Genomic DNA, 18,830 nt, shown 5'->3' with positions numbered 1-18,830 from the left:
GACTGGTCCGGCCCCGCGGCGAACGCCTCCTTCCAGAACTGGTCGGAGAAGCTGGCGCCGAACATCAAGGACCTGCTGGAGTACCTGCAGACCGCGCCCGACCTGATCGACACGGCGGTCACCAACATCTTCACGGCCTGCAAGGACAAGGCCGACGACATCATCTCGCTGTACCAGAACTGCCGCGGCCTGGTCGGCAGCGCGACGGCGGACATCGCGGGCAAGGTGGTCAAGCTCGCGAGCGGGGACTTCCACTCGCAGGACGAGGTGCTGGAGGTCGCGGCCTGGGTGGACGCCAGCACCGGCAGCAACCTCGAGTCGACGTTGCGGGCGGACGACTGCGGTCTCAACGACGAGAACAAGGAGTACACGATCCGCGAGTGCAAGAAGTGGATCCGCAACTCCTTCAACGTCGACCTCCACGACACGATGTACGTGACGTTCAAGCAGGCCTGCGACGACGCGTTCGAGGCGGTGAACACGCAGTACGAGGAGCTGAACAAGGTCCTCAAGGAGTACGAGAACAAGTTCGCCGCCGCCGGCAGCCCGTCGCAGAACCCGTCGGGCACGCAGAACCCGTACTCGCAGAACCCCTCCGGTACCTACACCCCGCCGCCGTCGTCGTCATCAACCGGTTCGACGGGCACGTCCGGGTCGTCGAGCACGTCGCCGTCGAGTTCGTACACCCCGCCCCCGGTCAACACGCCCCTGCCGTCGTCGGTCAAGCCGGGTGACCTGCCGTCCGGCCTCACCCCGGGCTCGTCTACGGACCCGTCCGGCGCCACGACCCCGTCCGGACTGCCCGGATCGACTCTGCCCGGCTCGACACTGCCCGGCGGGATCGGCACCCCGGGCAGCAGCATGCCGGGCGGCACCGGCGCGATCGACCCGGTCACGGGCCTGCCGATCCCCGGCAGCGGCACGACCGCGACCGGCGGCGTCCCGAAGACGGCCACCATCAAGGACGGCGACCGCACGATCACCGTCGGCCAGCCGGACGTCCGCGGCCGCAGCAAGGTCACCGTGGACGACGGCGAGGGCGAACCCCGCGAGTACGAGGTGGACTTCACCCCGGACGAGCCGGGCGAGACGTACGAGGACGGCGTGATCAAGGCCGGCCCGGACGGCAAGGCGATGATCCAGGACGGCGACGCGGCCATCACCCTGGAACAGGTCCCCGGCCAGAGCTCCCAGATGAAGATGACGGTGGACGACGGCACCCCGACGTCGTACGACTTCGACTTCGACGCGGGCGACCCAACCCCGGGCCTGCCGGACGTGTCGACCCCGTCGAGCCTGGGCGGTGACACCACAGGCGACGCGGGCGGCATCGGCGGCGGCACGGGCGGCGGCATCGGCGGTGGCGGAGGTGACTTCAGCGGCGCCGGCACCCCGGGCCAGTCGACCACCCCGGGCCCCGGCACGATGGTGGGTGCCCAGGTCCCCGACGGCAGCAGCGACCACGCGGCGGCAGGCGCCGCCGCAGCCTCGGCCGGCGCGGCAGCAGGCGGCGCCGCGGGCGCCCAGGGCGCCCCGATGGGCGGCATGCCGATGGGCGGCATGGGCCAGGGCGGCGGTCAGGGCGGCGACCAGACCCGCCAGAGCAAATGGCGCACGACGGGCTCCCTGTTCGACGACCAGGACCCGGCGGCCAACTTCAGCGGCATAGTGGGCCGCGACCCAGCGGAGAAGCCGAAGACCCCCAAGCGCTGACCAGCGCCTTTGCCAGAAACTTCGCCTTACTGTGGGCGCCCCCCACCCTGTCCCGGGGGGCTGCCCCGAGGCCATTCTATCGGCAGGGACCGACAAAACGGCTGGTCAAACGGGCCTGTGGATAACTTTCCCGGCGAAGTCGTACGTTCGCGGTTCGTCAGGCGACCAGTTCGGCGGTGTCCTCGATGGGCGCACCCTTGACATCCGCGTCGAGCAGCACCCGGAACCGCTCCTGACCAGCGAGATGCACCAGAAAGAACGCCGTCAACAAGACCCGGGCGATCCGCAACGCCCCGTGGTGAGAAGACCCGGGGATCAGCAGCCCGCTCCAGTGCCGCCCCTCCGCGAACCCCATGTGATCCACCTTGGGCAACACCCGCAGCTGCGCGGGTCCGCCCCAGTTGGCGGCGATCAACCGAGCGTGTCCCACGTAAGGCGCGACCACATCCGCGCCGCCGGCCAGGTGCATCGACGGCATGGCGCACCGGGCCGCGGCGTCCGTGGCGAAGGGCTTGGTCTGCGACGCGGCCAGGGTCGCCACCGCTCGCACCCGTGGGTCGTCCGCCGCCGCCAGCACTGCCGCGCCGCCGCCGGTCGAATGTCCGGCCAGGCCCAGCGACGATGCCGACACACTGATCGAGCCCTCGCCGAGCCGCACGCCGGTGCACACGTCCAACGCCGACACCAGGTCTGCCGCGAACAGGCGTGAGGACGCCAGCGGGCCCCGCTGCGTGGCGGGCGCCGCCACGACGAACCCCCACGACGCGAGGTGCCGGAACAACCCGAGGTACCGATCGACGGGCTGCATCCACCCGTGCCCGAACGCCACCGCGGGCAGGCCGAGTCCCGACCGCGGCGTGAACACCACCCCGGGCAACCCGATGAGGGCGAGATCACCCCGCAGCACCTGGTGTGGCCCGCGATGGGACAGTTCCTCGAACAGGTGCCTCGGCTTCACGGCCATGGCAGGAACCCTAGCGGCGGACGGCGCGCGGGCAACTCGTTACCCTCTCGGGCATGTGCGGAATCGTCGGATACGTGGGGCACCGCCAGGCTCTCGACGTCGTGGTCGACGGGTTGCGACGCCTCGAGTACCGCGGGTACGACTCGGCCGGCGTCGCCGTGCTGACCGGGCCCGGGGAACTCGCGGTGGAGCGCAAGGCCGGTCGCCTCGCCAACCTGGAGGCCCGGCTCGACGAGGTCGGGCGCGACACGTTCGCCGGCACCGCCGGCATGGGGCACACCCGCTGGGCCACCCACGGGCCGCCCGTGGACCGCAACGCCCACCCCCACCGCGACGCCGCGCACCGGGTGGCCGTGATCCACAACGGGATCATCGAGAACTTCGCCGCCCTCCGCGCCGAGCTGGAAGCGGACGGCGTGGAGCTGACCAGCGACACCGACACCGAGACCGTGGCGCACCTCGTCGCCAAGGAGTACGCCACCAGCAAGGACCTGCCGGCCAGCATGCGGACCGTCTGCCGCCGCCTGACCGGCGCGTTCACCCTGGTCGTCACGCACGTCGACGAGCCGGACCTCATCGTGGCCGCGAGGAGGTCCTCTCCGCTGGTGGTGGGCGTCGGGGAGGGTGAGACGTTCGTCGCCTCCGACGTCGCCGCGTTCATCGAGCACACCCGGGACGCCGTCGAGCTGGGGCAGGACCAGGTCGTCACGATCAGCCGCGACGGCTACCACGTGACCGACCTGGAGGGCGCGGACGTCGAGACCCGCCCGTTCCACGTGGACTGGGACCTCTCGGCCGCCGAGAAGGGCGGCCACGAGTACTTCATGCTCAAGGAGATCGAGGAGCAGCCCGACGCGCTGGCCGACACGCTGCGCGGCCACTTCGTCGACGGCCGCGTCATCCTCGACGAGCAGCGCATGACCGACCAGGAGCTGCGCAACGTCGACAAGGTCTTCGTCGTCGCCTGCGGCACCGCCTACCACTCCGGCCTGGTCGCGAAGTACGCCATCGAGCACTGGACCCGCCTGCCCGTCGAGGTCGAGCTGGCGTCCGAGTTCCGCTACCGCGACCCCGTGCTCGACCGGGACACGCTGGTCGTCGCGGTCTCCCAGTCCGGGGAGACCGCCGACACCCTGGAGGCCGTCCGGCACGCGCGGGAGCAGAAGGCCCGCGTCCTGGCCGTGTGCAACACCAACGGCGCGCAGATCCCGCGGGAGTCCGACGCCGTGCTGTACACGCACGCCGGCCCGGAGGTCGGCGTCGCGTCGACCAAGACGTTCCTGGCGCAGATCGCGGCGAACCTCATGGTCGGCCTCGCGCTCGCGCAGGCCCGCGGCACGAAGTACCCAGACGAGATCGCCCGCGAGTTCAACGAGCTGTGCGCCATGCCGGCGGCCGTGCGCAAGGTGCTCGGCACGACCGATCAGGTACGCGGGCTCGGCCGGCAGCTGGCCGATGCCAAGGCCGTGCTGTTCCTCGGCCGCCACGTCGGCTACCCGGTGGCCCTGGAGGGCGCGCTGAAGCTCAAGGAGCTGGCGTACATGCACGCCGAGGGCTTCGCGGCCGGCGAGCTGAAGCACGGCCCGATCGCGCTGATCGAGGAGGGCCTGCCGGTGGTCATCGTGATGCCGTCGCCCAAGGGGCGGGCGGTGCTGCACGCGAAGATGGTGTCGAACATCTCGGAGATCCAGGCCCGCGGTGCCCGCACGATCGTGCTGGCCGAGGAGGGCGACGAGACGGTCCGGCCGTTCGCGGACGAGCTGGTCGAGATCCCCGCGGTGCCGACGCTGCTCCAGCCGTTGGTCGCGACCGTGCCGTTGCAGGTGCTGTCCGCCGAGATCGCGCGGGCCCGCGGCTACGACGTGGACAAGCCCCGCAACCTCGCCAAGTCCGTCACGGTGGAGTAGCGCGTGCTGGGGGTGTGGACGACCGAGCAGGTCAGGGCCGCCGAAGACCGGCTGCTGGCGCGCACCCCCGAGGGTGCGCTGATGCGGAAGGCCGCGTTCGGGATCGCCGTGACCGCGGCGGAGCTGCTCCGGGAGTTGACCGGCGGCACGGCCGGTCGGCGCGTGACGCTGCTGGTCGGCGCCGGCAACAACGGCGGCGACGCGCTGTGGGCCGGCGCCTTCCTGCGCCGGCGTTCGGTGGCGGTCACGGCGGTGCTGCTGAATCCGGACCGCGCGCACGCCGAGGGCCTCGCCGCCCTGCGCAAGGCCGGCGGCCGGATCTCCGACTCGCTGGACGATCCCGACCTGGTCATCGACGGCATCGTGGGCCTGCAGGCACGCGGCGCGCTCCGCCCGGCCGCGGCGGCGCTGGTCGAGGCGGTGGACGTGCCGATCCTGGCCGTGGACCTGCCGAGTGGCGTCGACCCGAACACCGGCGCGGTCGACGGGCCGGCCGTGCGGGCTGGCGTGACCGTGACGTTCGGCGCCCGCAAGCCGGTGCACGTGCTCAACACCACGCACTGCGGCGAGGTGCGCCTGGTCGACATCGGCCTCGGCCCGGAGCTGCCCGACCCGGACCTGATCGCGCTGGAGCCCGACGACGTGGGTTACGCGTGGCGTGTGCCGGGTCCGAAGGACGACAAGTACACGCAGGGCGTCACCGGCGTGGCGGCCGGCTCGGCGACGTACCCGGGCGCGGCCGTGCTGTCGTGCGGCGCGGCGGTGCTGGCGACGTCGGGCATGGTCCGGTACGCGGGCTACGCGGCCGACGTGGTCCGCGGTCGCTGGCCGGAGCTGGTCGCGACGGGCACGGTCGAGGACGCGGGCCGCGTCCAGGCGTGGGTCGTCGGCCCCGGCCTCGGCACGGGCCAGGCCGGCCGGCACATCCTGACCGCCGTGCTGAACGACGCGGTCCCGACCTGCGTGGACGCCGACGGCATCACGCTCCTGTCGGCCGACCAGTCGCTGTGGGACGCCCGCGACCCGGACGTCCCGGTGGTCCTGACCCCGCACGACCGCGAGTTCGCCCGGATCGCGGGCCCCCTGGGCATCGAGCTGGGCACCGACCGGGTGGCCGCCACGCGCGCCCTGTCCACCCGCCTGAACAGCGTGGTCCTCCTGAAGGGCAACGCGACGGTGGTGGCGGCCCCCGACGGCCGCACCCTGGTCAACCCGGCCACGTCCTCCTGGCTGGCCACCGCGGGCTCGGGCGACGTGCTGACAGGCCTGATAGGCGCCCTGCTGGCGACAGGCCTGGACCCGTGGCTGGCGGCGGGCTGCGCCGCCTGGACCCACGTCCGGGCGGGAGAACTGGCCGCCGAAGCGGGCACGGAGGTGGGCGTCCCCGTCCCAGCCTCGCGAATCCTGGAAGCGATCCCCGCCGCCATCCGCTCCGCCCTGTCCCACCGCGTGTCCAACGCTCCTGACACGCGTGTCCAACACTCGTGACTCGCGTGTCCAACACTCGTGACACGCGTGTCCAACAATCCAGACCCGCGAGTTCGACAAATCCGGCCGGTAGTCGACTGCTCGGATTAGTTGAACTCGGCGGTCGGTTCGGTTGAACTCGCCGGTCGGTTTGGTTGGACACACGGGCTCTGGGCGTTGGACACGCGGGCTCTGGGTGTTGGACACGCGGGTTGTGGGAGCATGAGATGCGTTATGGCTGATCAGTTGCGGGCCGAGGTGGTGGTCGACCTCGACGCCATCCGGCACAATGTCGCGCTCCTTGCCGCCCGTGCCGCTGGGGCGGCCGTCATGGCCGTGGTCAAGGCCGACGGGTACGGGCACGGCGCGCTGCCCGTCGCGAAGGCCGCGCTCGAGGCCGGGGCCACCTGGCTCGGGTCCTGCTCGCTCGCCGAGGCGCTCGACCTCCGCGAGGGTGGCATCACCGCCCGCGTCATGAGTTGGCTCGACGTCCCCGAGACCGACCTCGCCCCCGGCGTCGAGGCGGGCATCGACCTGTCCGCGTCGAGCGTGCGCGAACTCACCGGCATCGTCGACGGCGCCCGCAGGGCGGGCACCCCCGCCCGCGTCCACCTCAAGATCGACACGGGCCTCTCCCGCAACGGCTGCCAGCCCCGCGACTGGCCCGACCTCGTCGACGCCGCCGCCAAGGCCCAGGCGGGCGGCCACGTGGAGGTCGTCGCCATCTGGTCCCACCTCGCCTGCGCCGACGAACCCGGCCACCCGGCCACCGACCGCCAGGCCGAGCGCTTCGCCCACGCCTACGACGTCGCCACCAACGCCGGCCTCACACCCATGCGGCACATCGCGAACTCCGCCGCCACCCTCGACCGCCCGGACCTCCACTTCGACCTCGTCCGCGTCGGCATCGCCATGTACGGCCTGAACCCCTTGCCGTACCAGGAGAACCTCAGGCCCGCGATGACGTTCCGGTCGAGCGTGGCCCTCACCAAGCGCGTCCCGCGAGGCGAGTCCGTCTCCTACGGTCACACCTGGACGGCCACACAGGACACCAACCTCGCCCTCGTCCCGGTCGGCTACGCGGACGGCGTCTCCCGGGCGCTGTCCAACCGCATGGACGTGTGGCTGGGAGGCAGGCGCAGGCCGATCGCCGGCCGCGTCTGCATGGACCAGATCGTCGTCGACTGCGGCGACGACACGGTCGACGAGGGCGACGAGGTGGTCCTGTTCGGCGACGGCACCAGGGGCGAGCCCACCGCCACCGAGTGGGCGGACACGCTCGGCACCATCGACTACGAGGTCGTCACCGGCATGTACCGCCCCCGCGTCGTGCGGAGCTACCGGTGAGCGGAGCGGACCGCGAACGACCCCACCGAGCCCGCGAGGGGAGGGCGGCGTGACGGTGTCGAAGAAGGTCGGCGCGCTGATCGGCACCGCCATCGGTGTCGGCCTTGCCGGCACGGCCATCGCGGTCGGGGTGTCCCGCAAGCGCCACGAGGAGCTCCCGGCACACGACGAGCGCGGCGCGCCGACGCCGGACCGCGAGTACACGGTCATCACCGAGGACGGCATCGAGCTGTCCGTCGAGGAGGTCGACCCGGCCGACGGCGGCACGCCCGTGCTCACGGTCGTCCTCGTGCACGGCTTCGCCCTCGACCGCCGCTCGTGGCACTTCCAGCGCGAGGCCCTCGCGAAGCTGACCGAGCCCCGCGTCCGCCAGGTCCTCTACGACCAGCGCAGCCACGGCCGGTCCGGCCGTGCCACCGAGGCCTCCAGCTCGATCGACCAGCTCGGCCGCGACCTCGGCGAGGTGCTCGCCAAGGTCGGCGGCCCGGTCGTGCTCGTCGGCCACTCCATGGGCGGCATGACGATCATGGCGCTCGCCGAGCAGCGACCGCAGCTGTTCGAGGACCAGGTCTGGGGCGTCGCGTTCATCGGCACCTCCGCCGGCGAGGTCGGCAAGAGCGGCCTGCCCCGGCCGCTGCTGTCCCGCTACAACCCGCTGACCCGCAACCTCGGCAGGCTCGCCGACTGGCGGCCCGGGCTGGTCGAGTTCGTCCGTGCCGCCGGCGGCCAGCTGACGCGGCGGGCCGTCCGCTCGCTCGCCTTCGGCGCGAAGGACATCCCGCCGGAGGTCGTCGACCTCACGGTGGAGATGCTCGACGCGAACCCGGTCCGCGTGCTGGCCGACTTCATCGAGACCCTGGGCACCCACAACCGGTACGCGGCGCTCGCCGGCCTCAAGCACACGCACGTGCTCGTGCTGAGCGGCGACGCGGACCGGATGACGCAGTTCTCGCACGCGGAGCGGATCGCGTTCGAGCTGCCGGACGCGGAGCTGGTGCGGGTGCGCGGGGCGGGACACATGGTGATGCTGGAGCAGCCGCAGGTGGTCGACGACCACCTCGTGATGTTGCTGCGGCAGTGCGCGTACGGCCGCGAGAACGGCCGCAGACGGTGGTGGCGACGATGACTGTGGAACTGACGGCGACCGTGGAACTGCCGACGGAACACGACACGCTGCGGTTCGGCCGCAGGATCGGGGCGTTACTCGAACCGGGTGACCTGGTACTGCTCGCCGGCCCGCTCGGCGCCGGGAAAACGGTGCTGGCGAAGGGCATCGCGGAGGGGCTCGGCGTCGAGGGCCGGGTCAGCTCGCCGACGTTCATCATCGCCCGCGAGCACCGGCCGGCGCCGGGCGGCAGGGGCATTCCCCTGGTGCACGTCGACGCCTACCGCCTCGGCGACGACCTCGCACAACTCGACGACCTCGATCTGGACAGCGAGCTGACCGAGGCGGCCGTGGTGGTCGAGTGGGGTGAGACCGCGGAGCGCCTTTCGGAGGATTACCTCCTCGTTTCGCTCACTCGGCGTGACGATGATTCCCGTTTGGCGCAGGTCAGACCAAAGGGAAAATGGGAAAACCGCTGGCCGGGGGTTTGAGCTTACCCTGGAGTGCATGCGTGCGGTGATCTTCGACTGGGGTGGGACCCTGACCCCGTGGCATCCGATCGACCATCTGGCCGCATGGCGTAGCTACGCCGACCACCTGTACCCGAACGACCCCGCGAAGGCCGCGGCGGTCGCGCGGGCCATAGTGGACGCGGAAGAGGCGCACTGGACGGTCGCGCGGGACCACCACAAGGCCTTCACCATCGCCCAGGTCCTCGCGGCCGCCAACGCACCCCTGCACGACGACGGCATGGCCGCCTACCGCCTCTACTGGGACCCGTGCACCTTCACCGACCCCGACGACGCCCCGACGGTGCAGGCGCTGAAGGACCAGGGCATGCGGCTGGGCGTGCTGTCCTCGACGCCGTGGCCCCGCGAGTGGCACGAGGAGGTGCTGCACCGCGACGGCGTGCTGCACCTGTTCGACGCGCTGGTGTGGAGCTCCGACCTCACGTACACGAAGCCGCACGCCGAGGCGTTCCTGGCCGCGATGGCGGCGGTCGGCGTGGACGACCCGGCCGACTGCGTGTACGTCGGCGACCGGCTCTACGACGACATCTCGGGCGCCAAGTCGGTCGGCATGCGGGCGGTGCTCGTGCCGCACAGCGACATCCCCGCGAACCAGCGCGTGCCGGTCGACGTCGAGCCGGACGCGGTCATCCAGCGCCTCACCGACCTCCCCGAAGTGGTGGAACGTTGGCGTAAGTACGCTTGACGGTCGTGTTGGTACTTGCGGTGGACACCGCGACGCCCGCGGTCACCGCCGGGGTCGTGAACATGGCTGAACTGGTCGTCCTGGCCGAGTGCGTCACGGTCGACGCGAAGGCCCACGGCGAGCTGCTGACGCCGCACGTCCTGTCCGCGCTGGCCGAGGCCGGCCGGACCCTCGCCGACGTCGACGCGATCGTGTGCGGGGTCGGTCCCGGGCCGTTCACCGGGCTGCGGGCGGGCATGGCCACGGCCGCGGCGTTCGGCCAGGCGCTGGGCAGGCCCGTCTACCCGGTCTGCACGCTCGACGCCATCGCGGCCGTGGAGCAGGGTCCGCTGCTGGTGGCCTCCGACGCACGCCGCAAGGAGGTCTACTGGGCCGCCTACGACGCCGCCGGCACGCGGGTCGCCGGCCCGTCGGTGGACAGGCCGGCCGCGGTGGTGGACCGGCTCGCGGAGCTGGGCGCCGAGCGGGTGGCCGGCAACGGCGCGACGCTGTACGACCTCGGTCTGCCCCACACGGGGCACGAGTTCCCGACGCCGCTCGGCCTGGCCCGGGTGGCCCGGGACGCCGTGCTGGCCGGTGCCACGCCCGGTCCGTTCACCCCCCTGTACCTCCGCCGCCCGGACGCCGAGGTGCCCGGCGCGCGCAAACGGGTGACCACGCCGTGAGCTTCCGGCTGGCGCCATTGGACCGAACGGACCTCGCCCGTTGCGCCGAACTCGAGACAGTTTTGTTCCCCGGCGACGATCCGTGGCGGGAGTCCGCGTTCCGCGCCGAGCTGGACGCCGGACATCATTACGTAGGGGCATACACGGATGGCGGACTCGTCGGCTACGCAGGGCTTTCGGTGCACGGCCACCGGGGCGACGCGGAGGCCAACGTACACACGATCGGGGTCGACCCGAAGTGGCAGGGCCAGGGCATCGGTCGCGCGCTGCTGAGGGCCCTGCTCGCGCGGGCGGACGAGTTCGCCGCACCCGTGTTCCTCGAGGTCCGCACGGACAACGCGGCCGCGATCGGCCTGTACGAGGCGCACGGCTTCACCCGGATCGGCATGCGGCGCCGGTACTACTGGCCGTCCGGCGCCGACGCGTACACCATGGCGCGCCCGGCCAGGGTCGCCGAGGAGGCCACATGAGCGGAGCTTGCGAGGGAGCGTCATGACAATCGTTCTCGGTATCGAGAGCTCCTGCGACGAGACCGGCATCGGCATCGTCCGCCTGGAGTCGGACGGCTCGCTCACACTGCTGGCGGACGAGGTCGCGTCCAGTGTGGACCAGCACGCCCGCTTCGGCGGTGTGGTGCCGGAGGTCGCGTCCCGCGCGCACCTCGAGGCGCTGGTGCCGTCGGTGACCCGCGCCTTCACGGCGGCCGGGCTGGAGCTGTCCGACGTGGACGCCATCGCCGTCACGTGTGGACCGGGTCTCGCGGGTGCCCTGCTGGTGGGGGTCTCGGCGGCGAAGGCCTACTCGGCGGCGCTGAACGTGCCGCTGTACGGGGCGAACCACCTGCCCGGCCACGTCGCCGCCGACACCCTGGAGCACGGGCCGCTGCCGTCGCCGTGCCTCGCGCTGCTGGTCTCGGGCGGACACACGCAGCTGTTGCGGGTCGACGACCTGGCCACGAAGATCACCGAGGTCGGCTCGACCATCGACGACGCAGCCGGCGAGGCGTACGACAAGGTCGCCCGCATCCTCGGCCTGCCCTATCCCGGCGGCCCGCCCATCGACAAGGCCGCGCGCCGCGGGAACCCCGCCGCCATCCGGTTCCCGCGTGGTCTGACCGGTCCGCGGGACGCGCCGTACGACTTCTCCTTCTCCGGGCTGAAGACCGCGGTCGCCCGCTGGGTGGAGACGCACGAGGAGCTGCCGGTGGACGACGTGGCCGCGTCGTTCCAGGAGGCGGTCGCGGACGTGCTCACCGCGAAGGCCGTGCGGGCGGCGACGGAGCTGGGCATCGGCACCATGGTCGTGTCCGGCGGGGTGGCGGCGAACTCCCGGCTGTCCGCGCTGGCACGGGAACGCTGCGCCGCCGCGGGCATCGAGCTGCGCGTGCCGCGACCCCGGTTGTGCACCGACAACGGCGCCATGATCGCCGCCCTGGGCGCACATCTGGTCGCCGCCGGGGTGCGGCCGTCCGCTTTGGACCTCTCCGCTGATCCGGGCCTGCCCGTCAGCGTCGTGTCGATCTAGGCCGTACCCTCGTCCGGGTGAAGGTCGCCGTTTCGGGAACCAGCGGGTTGCTGGGGCACGCCCTGGTGCGTCAGCTGGCGGCGGAGGGGCACGACGTGCTCCGGCTGGTGCGCAGGAGACCCGAATCGTACGACGAGGTCCTGTGGTACCCGGAGGTCGACACCGACCGGCTGCGCGGGGTGGACGTGGTGATCCACCTGGTCGGGGAGACGCTGGTCGGCAGGTGGACGGAGCAGCAGCGCGAGGCGATCCGCGAGTCGCGGGTGACCGGCACCCGGTTGCTGGCGTCCGCGCTGGCCACCATGTCCGGCGGCCCGCGGGTGCTGTTGTGCGCGTCGGCGACCGGCTACTACGGCTCCCGCGGCGCCGAGGAGCTGACGGAGGACAGCGCGCCGGGCGAGAGCTTCCTGGCGTCGGTGTACCGCGACACCGAGGCAGCCGCCGAGCCGGCGCTGTCGGCCGGGATGCGGGTCGTGCAGCTGCGGTTCGGCATCCTGCAGTCGCCCGAGGGCGGTGCCATGGCCGTCCTGCTGCCGATGTTCCGCCGCGGCCTCGGGCTGCGGGCCGCGCACGGCACGCAGTGGGTGCCCTGGATCGCCCTGTCCGACGCGGCGCGCGCCGTCGGCCACGTCCTGCACACGACCCTGTCCGGCCCGGTGAACGTGGTCGCCCCCCACCCGGTGACCAACAAGGAGTACGCGGACACGCTGGCGTCGGTGCTCCGGCGGCCCCGGCTGGTGGCGCTGCCGCCGCGGCTGCTGCGCCGCGTGTTCGGCAGCGGGCTCACCGACGAGGTGCTGCTCGCCAGTGCCCGCGTGCTGCCCACCCGCCTGCTGAGCAGCGGTTTCCACTTCGAGTACCCCGTGCTCCGCGAGGCTCTACAACACATGTTACTTCCGGTAACATGAACGGGTATGAGCGCTGACGAGGACGGCTACACCGGTCCCGCGACCCTCACCGTCGACGGCACCTCGCTGACCGTCGAGGTCACGCTGCGCGGCAACTTCGAACCGGTCGACGGCCGGTACCACTGGTACGGCCGGATCCAGGCGCACCCCGACCTGACGGTGCTGTCGGTGGGGTCCCGCAGGCCCGACGCGGTGCTGCGGACGCCCCTGGGCGAGGCCACGGGCACGCTGTCCGATCCGGACACCTGGGGCCGCTACCGCATCGCGGGGACGAGCCGCCCGCCGTTCGACGTGCCGGTGTCGCTGGCAGATCTCCCGGCGGGCAGCTGACAGTCCTCTGTTCGATCAGAAGAACGACGGCCGCACGTCCACGTCGTCGACGTTGACGAACGCGACCCGGTGGCCGAACTGGATCTGCAGGTACTGCGTCTGCCCACGCACCACGACGTGGTTGTCGTTCTGGTCGAAGGTCACCGCCCGGTAGTACTCGGACGGCGTGATCAGACCGACGGAGTACTTCTGACCGGCGAGCAACGAGTACTGCAGCGGGGTCACCGCCTGCACGGGGATGTCGGCGGGGTACGCCGCCGCCTCCGGGTAGGCCCGGCCGTAGACGGGGATTGTGTCGCGGCCCTTCTTCGGCGTGGCCACGAACCCGACCGACCAGATGGCGTCCTTCTCGTGGAACCAACCCTTCTGCCCGAGGTACCAGACGGCGACCCAGCCGCCACGCCGCTCGGCGACGGCGAAGGTCTGGCCGGTCTCGGCGCGTGAGGAGTGGTCGGAGACGCCCATCGTGCCCGGCGTGCCGTCCGGGTGGAGCCCGAGGTCGACGAGCTGCGGCGCGTCATCACGCGGTTCGGTCCGCAGTACCACGGACGTGGAACCCCGTGCGGGGCACGGCTGGCCGGCCGTGGTGCAGCCGGTGAACGGCAGCTGGTTCGTGGCGTAGTTCGGCCGGACCGTCACGAGCCCGGTCAGCGGCGTGCCGGTCGACCGGAACGGCGCGTGCAGCAGGTCGAAGTAGTGCGCCCAGTCCCAGTACGGGCCCGGGTCCCAGTGCATGCCGCGCACGGTCGACGGGATCGTGCCCGGGACGTTGTCGTGGCCGAGGATGTGCTGGCGGTCCAGCGGGATCTGGTACTTGGCGGCCAGGTAGCCCACGAGCTTGGCCGAGGTCCGGTACATCGCCTCGGTGAACCAGGTGCCCTGCGCCGCGAACCCCTCGTGCTCGAGCCCGATGGCCTTGGCGTTGAGGTACCAGTTGCCGGCGTGCCAGGCGACGTCCTTCGCCTTGACGTGCTGGGCGATGTGGCCGTCGGAGGAGCGGAGCGTGTAGTTCCAGCTCACGTACGTCGGGTCCTTGATGAGGTTCAGGGTCGTGTCGTAGGTGCCCTCGGTGTCGTGGATGACGATGTAGTTGATCTTCTGCGTCTCCGGCCGGTTCGCCAGGTCGTGGTTGCCGTAGTCGCCGGAGCCGGGGCCGTACTGCTCGTACGGCGCGGGGAGCCACTCGCAGCCGAGGTCGGCCGGGCACTCCGCTTCACCCGCCCGAGCGACACGCAGCCCCAGTCGGGTGACCTGCCTGGTGTTCGGCCGGACCGCGGTGGGCGCCAGCCGCACGTGCTGGCCGTCGTCGGTGACCCGGTCGACGCCCTGCGCGATGGTCGAGAACACCTCGTTGGCGAACTCGCCGGCCGACCCGGTGTCGGTCGCGCCGGAGTACCGGGCGACGGCCCCGTACCAGTCCGCGGGCTTGGCGCTGTGGACGCCCAGGTCACGCTGGTACTTCGCGAGGAGCGCGGCCCCGCCCCGGATGTTCTGCACGGGGTCGGACCGCAGGGTGGCGACGTCGACCCCGGTCAGCGCCGCGGCTTCCCGCGCGGTGTGCAGCGACGGCGCCGACACGTCGTCGGCGGACGGGGTCCGCGGCAGCAGCGCGGGCCGGGCCGAGTCGCCACGCGCGTCCTCGGTCCCGTCGTCGTGGTGCGTCCCACCGGCGTTCGCGGCGGCGACGTCGGTGAGGTGCATGGGTCCGTAGCCGGCGCTGGTACTGGGCGACATGCCGTTGGTGTCCCAGCGGGACTCCAGGTAGGAGACACCGAGCAGGACGCTCTCGGGCACCCCGTACTCACCGGCCGCGGCGGCGAAGGCGTCCTGCCGGGTGGGCGGGGCGGCGCTGGCGGCCAGGGGGGACAACCCGACCGCGGCGGTGGCGAGGGCGGTGGCTAGGAGGATGGAGCGAGATCTGGGCATAAGCGGCCTCCAGAACAGGGCGAACCCCAGCAGTCTGATGCCGCCCGCCCATGTCAGTCAATGGCAATCTGAGAGACTAGTTAGTGACAAATTTGCTTTACGCCGGATGCGGTGTTGTCGTTCCGTTCTCAGCGACCAACGTGGCGACGGGTGCGCCCGGGGTGCTGACGTACGGAAGCGTCCGGAAGTCGGCGGTCATTGTGTCAGCCGCGGTCTGTGCCCGCTTCTCTGCCAACTTGGCCCGCTCCCAGTCGACGACGATCTCCGATCGCCGGCCGGTGGGGAGATCGTCAAGGCTGTCGCCGAGGGTCAGATCGCAGAGGATCGCGACTTCGTTCGGCCCGTTGCGAAGCCACCCGAGCTCGTCCAGGCTGCACAGCATGCCGTGGGACCGTTGCCCGCGATAGTTGCGAGCCCGCATCTTCTTCCGTCGCGACCCCAGTACCGGGTGCCACGTGATGGCCCAGGATCCGGGAGGGGCGACCGCGACGAGTTCGCCACCGTCCAGTTTCGAATCCCCACCGAAGACAATCTGATGTGGTGGGTCGTCCTTCCTCAGGGTCACGTACGCCAGCCAGATGAACTCCCCCCGCGGATGGGGCCTGACCTGGCAAACCTCCCCCACGAGGGCCCCGGTAATACCAATAATCACCGCGATAGCATAGTTGTACGGCTCCCCAGTGGACAAACTGTGCCTTTGCGATGTGTCTGGTATAGAACGGTCTCAACTATGCTACCGCCGCGGCCCACCAGGACTCGAACGCATCACGTGCCCTCCTGACGTGACCTGAGGCCATCAGCATGTCCGAAGTGGAATCATCATCCGGTCGGTTGAGGTAAGCCAGCCAGGTGTTGTCGAGCAGATACTTGCCGAACTGGTCGAAGAGCACCGGCTCGGCCTTTCGGAAAGCGGGTATGTCCAGTTCGTACAGCACTGGTGTGCCGGCCACCGGTAACGTCGCTGTCCGAAAATGACAGTATTCGTGCAGCCGATCACCGCCGACGGCTTCACTGATCATCGCTCGGAAGCGGCTCACGGTCGGGGACTGGGTCGTGAGGTCGCCGACCAGGAGGAACCGGTACCTGCGACCTTGTCGCAGATTGTCGACCACCGCCGAGAAGAACTGACCAGGTATCGCCTCGCCGTCGTGTGTGACGATGATGTCGGACCTGAGGTCGGCGGCGACGATGTCCGCGCGCTGGCAGTACTGCTCCACGCGAAGGATCTCGCCGATCTCGATGAGCCCTTCGAGGCCGGTCGAACCGGCCCGTATCGCTTCCGCGGCCGCGTCGTCGATGCGTGCCATGATCTGTCGCCCGAGGTGCTCGACGAGGTAGTTGTGCCGGTTGGTCCGAGCCCGGACGTCCATCAGGGCCTGCTCGACGTACCTGGTGATCGGCACCGGATCGACCGAGGTGCTGGTCGGATCGCCGTAGACGAGGTAGTCGAGGCTGACCTCGAAGAAGTCGGCGAGTGCCAGGAGTTTGTCGAAACTCGGCCTCGTCCGACCGCGTATGTACTGGGACAATGCGGCCGCCGTTACCTGAATGGAATCTAGAATTGGCTGGCGATTTCGACTATACGCGTCACGCTCAATCAGCCTGATGAGCATGGTCTCCAGCTTGACTTCTCTCTTGATCACTTCAATACTCCCGCGCTGCGGTGCTGATTCGCGTAGATGTTCACTTTCCGTGGCTTAAGTCGAACTCGATGCTCGTTAAGTGAGACTCGACCAGGCGGGTGGACTTTGATGCTATCTGGCCTAACATGAGATGTACAGCTTAGTTGAGCTTCTTCGCGGTGAGGTTCGGATGCTCTGTCTGGTGACGGCTGGCGACATTGACTCCATGTATTTCAACTGCACGGAGGCATTCCAGGCAATTGCCGGAAAATTAAGGACAGATACTGGACAACGCTACGAAGAATAGGTCGGAGGTGGGCCCGATGGAGACAATTGGCGGCAGTGGGCAAGAATCCTGGTCGGCGATTTGCGACGCCGGTCCGGCAGTTGCGAGTTCTTCGACAGGGAGGTCTTGCCGCGTCTTCGTGTCGTACGCACGCGGCGACGAGTCGTACCGGCGGCGACTGGAAGTGCACCTCGCACAGCTCAGGCGTGACGGGTTGGTCGACGTGTGGAGTGACCGGGTGGTCGAGGCGGGCAGTGACTGGGCGCGCGACATCCAGAACCGGTTGGCGACCGCCGACATCGTCATCCTCCTGGTCACCCCGGACTTCGTGGCCTCGCGCCACTGCTTCGAGAAGGAGTTGCCGGAGGCGATGCGCCGCCACGAGGAGGAGGGCGTGCGCATCCTCCCGGTGCACGTCAAGACCGTCGACACGGCGAATCTGCCGTTCGGGAAGCTCCAGGGGCTGCCGGCCGACCTGCGGCCCATCGTCGCCTGGCGGCACGCGGACGACGCCTGGTCGCAGGTGGCTCGACGGGTTCGCGAGGCCGCGGAGGAAATACTGCGCACCCGGTCCGAGTTGTCCTGGCAGCGGGACCGGCTCGGACATGAGCTGCCCGGGGATTGACAGCAGGCGTGAGGGTCACCGTGCGCCCACCCCTGACCCCGGTGTGCACCCTCGTTGCAGCTTTAGCAGTCCCATGGGTAGAGTGCCAACCGTACGGCGCCGACACCGCCCCGACACCCGCGACGGCGGGGTGGCAGGAGCCGCAAGCAACACAGGTAACTGCCAACGCAATCGAGTCGACCCCGTGGAGGTCATCGCGGTGAGCGTGAACATCAAGCCGCTCGAGGACAAGATCGTTGTCCAGGCGAGCGAGGCCGAGGCGACCACTGCCTCTGGCCTCGTGATCCCGGACACCGCCAAGGAGAAGCCCCAGGAGGGCAAGGTTCTGGCCGTTGGCCCGGGCCGCATCGACGACAACGGCAACCGCGTCCCGCTGGACGTGAGTGTCGGTGACGTCGTTATCTACTCCAAGTACGGCGGCACCGAGGTCAAGTACAACGGCGAGGACTACCTGATCCTCTCCGCCCGCGACGTGCTGGCTGTCGTCAACTGACGCGTCCTCAGCAAAACCCGCAGTGCCCCGGCAACCCCACGAACGGGGCGGCCGGGGCAGCTGTGCAAGAAAGGTAGAACATGCCCAAGCAGATCAGCTACGACGAGGACGCTCGTCGGGCGCTCGAGCGTGGGGTGAACAAGCTCGCTGACGCGGTCAAGGTCTCCCTCGGTCCGCGCGGTCGGCATGTCGTGCTCGCCAAGAAGTTCGGCGGCCCGACCGTCACCAACGACGGTGTCACCATCGCTCGGGAGATCGAGCTGGACGACCCCTTCGAGAACCTCGGCGCCCAGTTCGCGAAGAACGTCGCCACGAAGACCAACGACATCGCCGGTGACGGCACGACGACCGCGACCGTCCTCGCCCAGGCGATGGTCAAGGTCGGCATGCGCAACGTCGCCGCCGGCGCCAACCCCATGGCCCTCGGCCAGGGCATCCAGCTCGCCGCCGACGCGGTCGTCGAGGCGCTGAAGGCCAAGGCCACGCCGGTCAAGGGCCGCGACAACGTCGCCCAGGTCGGCACGGTCGCCTCCCGGGACTCCTCCATCGGCGCGCAGCTCGGCGAGGCCAACGAGAAGGTCGGCGAGGACGGCGTGATCACCGTGGAGGAGTCCTCCACGATGGCCACCGAGCTCGACATCACCGAGGGCGTCCAGTTCGACACGGGCTTCGTGTCGGCGTACTTCGTCACCGACCCCGAGGCCCAGGAGGCCGTGCTGGAGGACACCTACAT

At 70.5% G+C, this 18,830-nt stretch carries 19 protein-coding genes; 15 read left to right on the top strand and 4 right to left on the bottom strand.

Annotated features, from left to right (window positions below):
- Window positions 1-1,713 (top strand): hypothetical protein (locus ACJ73U_RS22080; protein ID WP_407779579.1); only part of this gene is annotated, 1,713 nt, incomplete at its 5' end.
- Window positions 1,714-1,870: 157 nt separating this feature from the next.
- Here ACJ73U_RS22080 and ACJ73U_RS22075 read toward each other — a convergent pair.
- Window positions 1,871-2,677 (bottom strand): dienelactone hydrolase family protein, encoded by an 807-nt coding sequence (locus ACJ73U_RS22075; protein ID WP_407779578.1) that lies wholly within the window; start codon window positions 2,675-2,677, stop codon window positions 1,871-1,873.
- Window positions 2,678-2,730: 53 nt separating this feature from the next.
- On the opposite strand from ACJ73U_RS22075, the gene glmS reads away from it, so the two are divergent.
- The 11 genes from glmS to ACJ73U_RS22020 all read left to right on the top strand — a co-directional run bounded on the left by glmS (window position 2,731) and on the right by ACJ73U_RS22020 (window position 13,145).
- Window positions 2,731-4,584: a glutamine--fructose-6-phosphate transaminase (isomerizing) gene (gene glmS / locus ACJ73U_RS22070; protein WP_407779577.1), complete on the top strand. Its 1,854-nt coding sequence runs from the start codon at window positions 2,731-2,733 to the stop codon at window positions 4,582-4,584.
- Window positions 4,585-4,587: 3 nt separating this feature from the next.
- Window positions 4,588-6,072 (top strand): NAD(P)H-hydrate dehydratase, encoded by a 1,485-nt coding sequence (locus tag ACJ73U_RS22065; RefSeq protein ID WP_407779576.1) that lies wholly within the window; start codon window positions 4,588-4,590, stop codon window positions 6,070-6,072.
- 213 nt (window positions 6,073-6,285) lie between these two features.
- Window positions 6,286-7,398, top strand: a complete 1,113-nt coding sequence (gene alr, locus ACJ73U_RS22060) for an alanine racemase (RefSeq protein ID WP_407779575.1) — start codon at window positions 6,286-6,288, stop codon at window positions 7,396-7,398.
- A gap of 49 nt (window positions 7,399-7,447) precedes the next feature.
- Window positions 7,448-8,524, top strand: coding sequence for an alpha/beta fold hydrolase (locus ACJ73U_RS22055; RefSeq protein ID WP_407779574.1), 1,077 nt, complete (start codon window positions 7,448-7,450; stop codon window positions 8,522-8,524).
- Complete coding sequence (tsaE, locus tag ACJ73U_RS22050; RefSeq protein WP_407779573.1) at window positions 8,521-8,994, top strand: tRNA (adenosine(37)-N6)-threonylcarbamoyltransferase complex ATPase subunit type 1 TsaE; 474 nt, start codon at window positions 8,521-8,523, stop codon at window positions 8,992-8,994. The genes ACJ73U_RS22055 and tsaE overlap by 4 nt, the downstream gene beginning before the upstream one ends.
- 16 nt (window positions 8,995-9,010) lie before the next feature.
- Complete coding sequence (locus ACJ73U_RS22045; protein WP_407779572.1) at window positions 9,011-9,718, top strand: HAD family hydrolase; 708 nt, start codon at window positions 9,011-9,013, stop codon at window positions 9,716-9,718.
- A gap of 5 nt (window positions 9,719-9,723) precedes the next feature.
- Window positions 9,724-10,383 carry a tRNA (adenosine(37)-N6)-threonylcarbamoyltransferase complex dimerization subunit type 1 TsaB gene (gene tsaB / locus ACJ73U_RS22040; RefSeq protein ID WP_407779571.1) on the top strand — a complete coding sequence of 220 codons (660 nt, stop codon included), beginning with the start codon at window positions 9,724-9,726 and terminating at the stop codon, window positions 10,381-10,383.
- Window positions 10,380-10,853: a ribosomal protein S18-alanine N-acetyltransferase gene (gene rimI / locus ACJ73U_RS22035; protein ID WP_407779570.1), complete on the top strand. Its 474-nt coding sequence runs from the start codon at window positions 10,380-10,382 to the stop codon at window positions 10,851-10,853. Before tsaB ends, rimI begins: the two co-directional genes overlap by 4 nt.
- 22 nt (window positions 10,854-10,875) lie before the next feature.
- Window positions 10,876-11,907 carry a tRNA (adenosine(37)-N6)-threonylcarbamoyltransferase complex transferase subunit TsaD gene (tsaD, locus tag ACJ73U_RS22030; protein WP_407779569.1) on the top strand — a complete coding sequence of 344 codons (1,032 nt, stop codon included), beginning with the start codon at window positions 10,876-10,878 and terminating at the stop codon, window positions 11,905-11,907.
- Window positions 11,908-11,924: 17 nt separating this feature from the next.
- On the top strand, window positions 11,925-12,815 hold the full coding sequence (locus tag ACJ73U_RS22025) for a TIGR01777 family oxidoreductase (RefSeq protein WP_407779568.1): 891 nt from the start codon (window positions 11,925-11,927) through the stop codon (window positions 12,813-12,815).
- A gap of 6 nt (window positions 12,816-12,821) precedes the next feature.
- On the top strand, window positions 12,822-13,145 hold the full coding sequence (locus ACJ73U_RS22020) for a DUF4873 domain-containing protein (RefSeq protein WP_407779567.1): 324 nt from the start codon (window positions 12,822-12,824) through the stop codon (window positions 13,143-13,145).
- Window positions 13,146-13,160: 15 nt separating this feature from the next.
- Here the strand turns inward: ACJ73U_RS22020 and ACJ73U_RS22015 are convergent, their stop codons facing one another.
- From ACJ73U_RS22015 to ACJ73U_RS22005, 3 genes are all read right to left on the bottom strand, one after another.
- Entirely contained in the window at window positions 13,161-15,071 is a 1,911-nt protein-coding gene (locus tag ACJ73U_RS22015) for an N-acetylmuramoyl-L-alanine amidase (protein ID WP_407779566.1), read from the bottom strand.
- A gap of 97 nt (window positions 15,072-15,168) precedes the next feature.
- Window positions 15,169-15,636 carry a hypothetical protein gene (locus ACJ73U_RS22010; RefSeq protein ID WP_407779565.1) on the bottom strand — a complete coding sequence of 156 codons (468 nt, stop codon included), beginning with the start codon at window positions 15,634-15,636 and terminating at the stop codon, window positions 15,169-15,171.
- A 163-nt stretch (window positions 15,637-15,799) separates the two neighbouring features.
- Window positions 15,800-16,714 carry a helix-turn-helix domain-containing protein gene (locus ACJ73U_RS22005; protein WP_407779564.1) on the bottom strand — a complete coding sequence of 305 codons (915 nt, stop codon included), beginning with the start codon at window positions 16,712-16,714 and terminating at the stop codon, window positions 15,800-15,802.
- A gap of 404 nt (window positions 16,715-17,118) precedes the next feature.
- Here ACJ73U_RS22005 and ACJ73U_RS22000 point away from each other — a divergent pair, with 404 nt between their 5' ends.
- The 3 genes from ACJ73U_RS22000 to ACJ73U_RS21990 all read left to right on the top strand — a co-directional run.
- Window positions 17,119-17,604: a toll/interleukin-1 receptor domain-containing protein gene (locus ACJ73U_RS22000; protein ID WP_407779563.1), complete on the top strand. Its 486-nt coding sequence runs from the start codon at window positions 17,119-17,121 to the stop codon at window positions 17,602-17,604.
- Window positions 17,605-17,803: 199 nt separating this feature from the next.
- Window positions 17,804-18,097 (top strand): co-chaperone GroES, encoded by a 294-nt coding sequence (gene groES, locus ACJ73U_RS21995; RefSeq protein ID WP_407779580.1) that lies wholly within the window; start codon window positions 17,804-17,806, stop codon window positions 18,095-18,097.
- A gap of 80 nt (window positions 18,098-18,177) precedes the next feature.
- On the top strand, window positions 18,178-18,830 hold a 653-nt coding region (locus ACJ73U_RS21990; protein ID WP_407779562.1), incomplete at its 3' end, for a TCP-1/cpn60 chaperonin family protein.

It is taken from the genome of Actinophytocola sp. (assembly GCF_045807065.1).
Lineage (GTDB): Bacteria > Actinomycetota > Actinomycetes > Mycobacteriales > Pseudonocardiaceae > Actinophytocola.
This window is presented reverse-complemented; position numbering and strand designations above follow the sequence as displayed.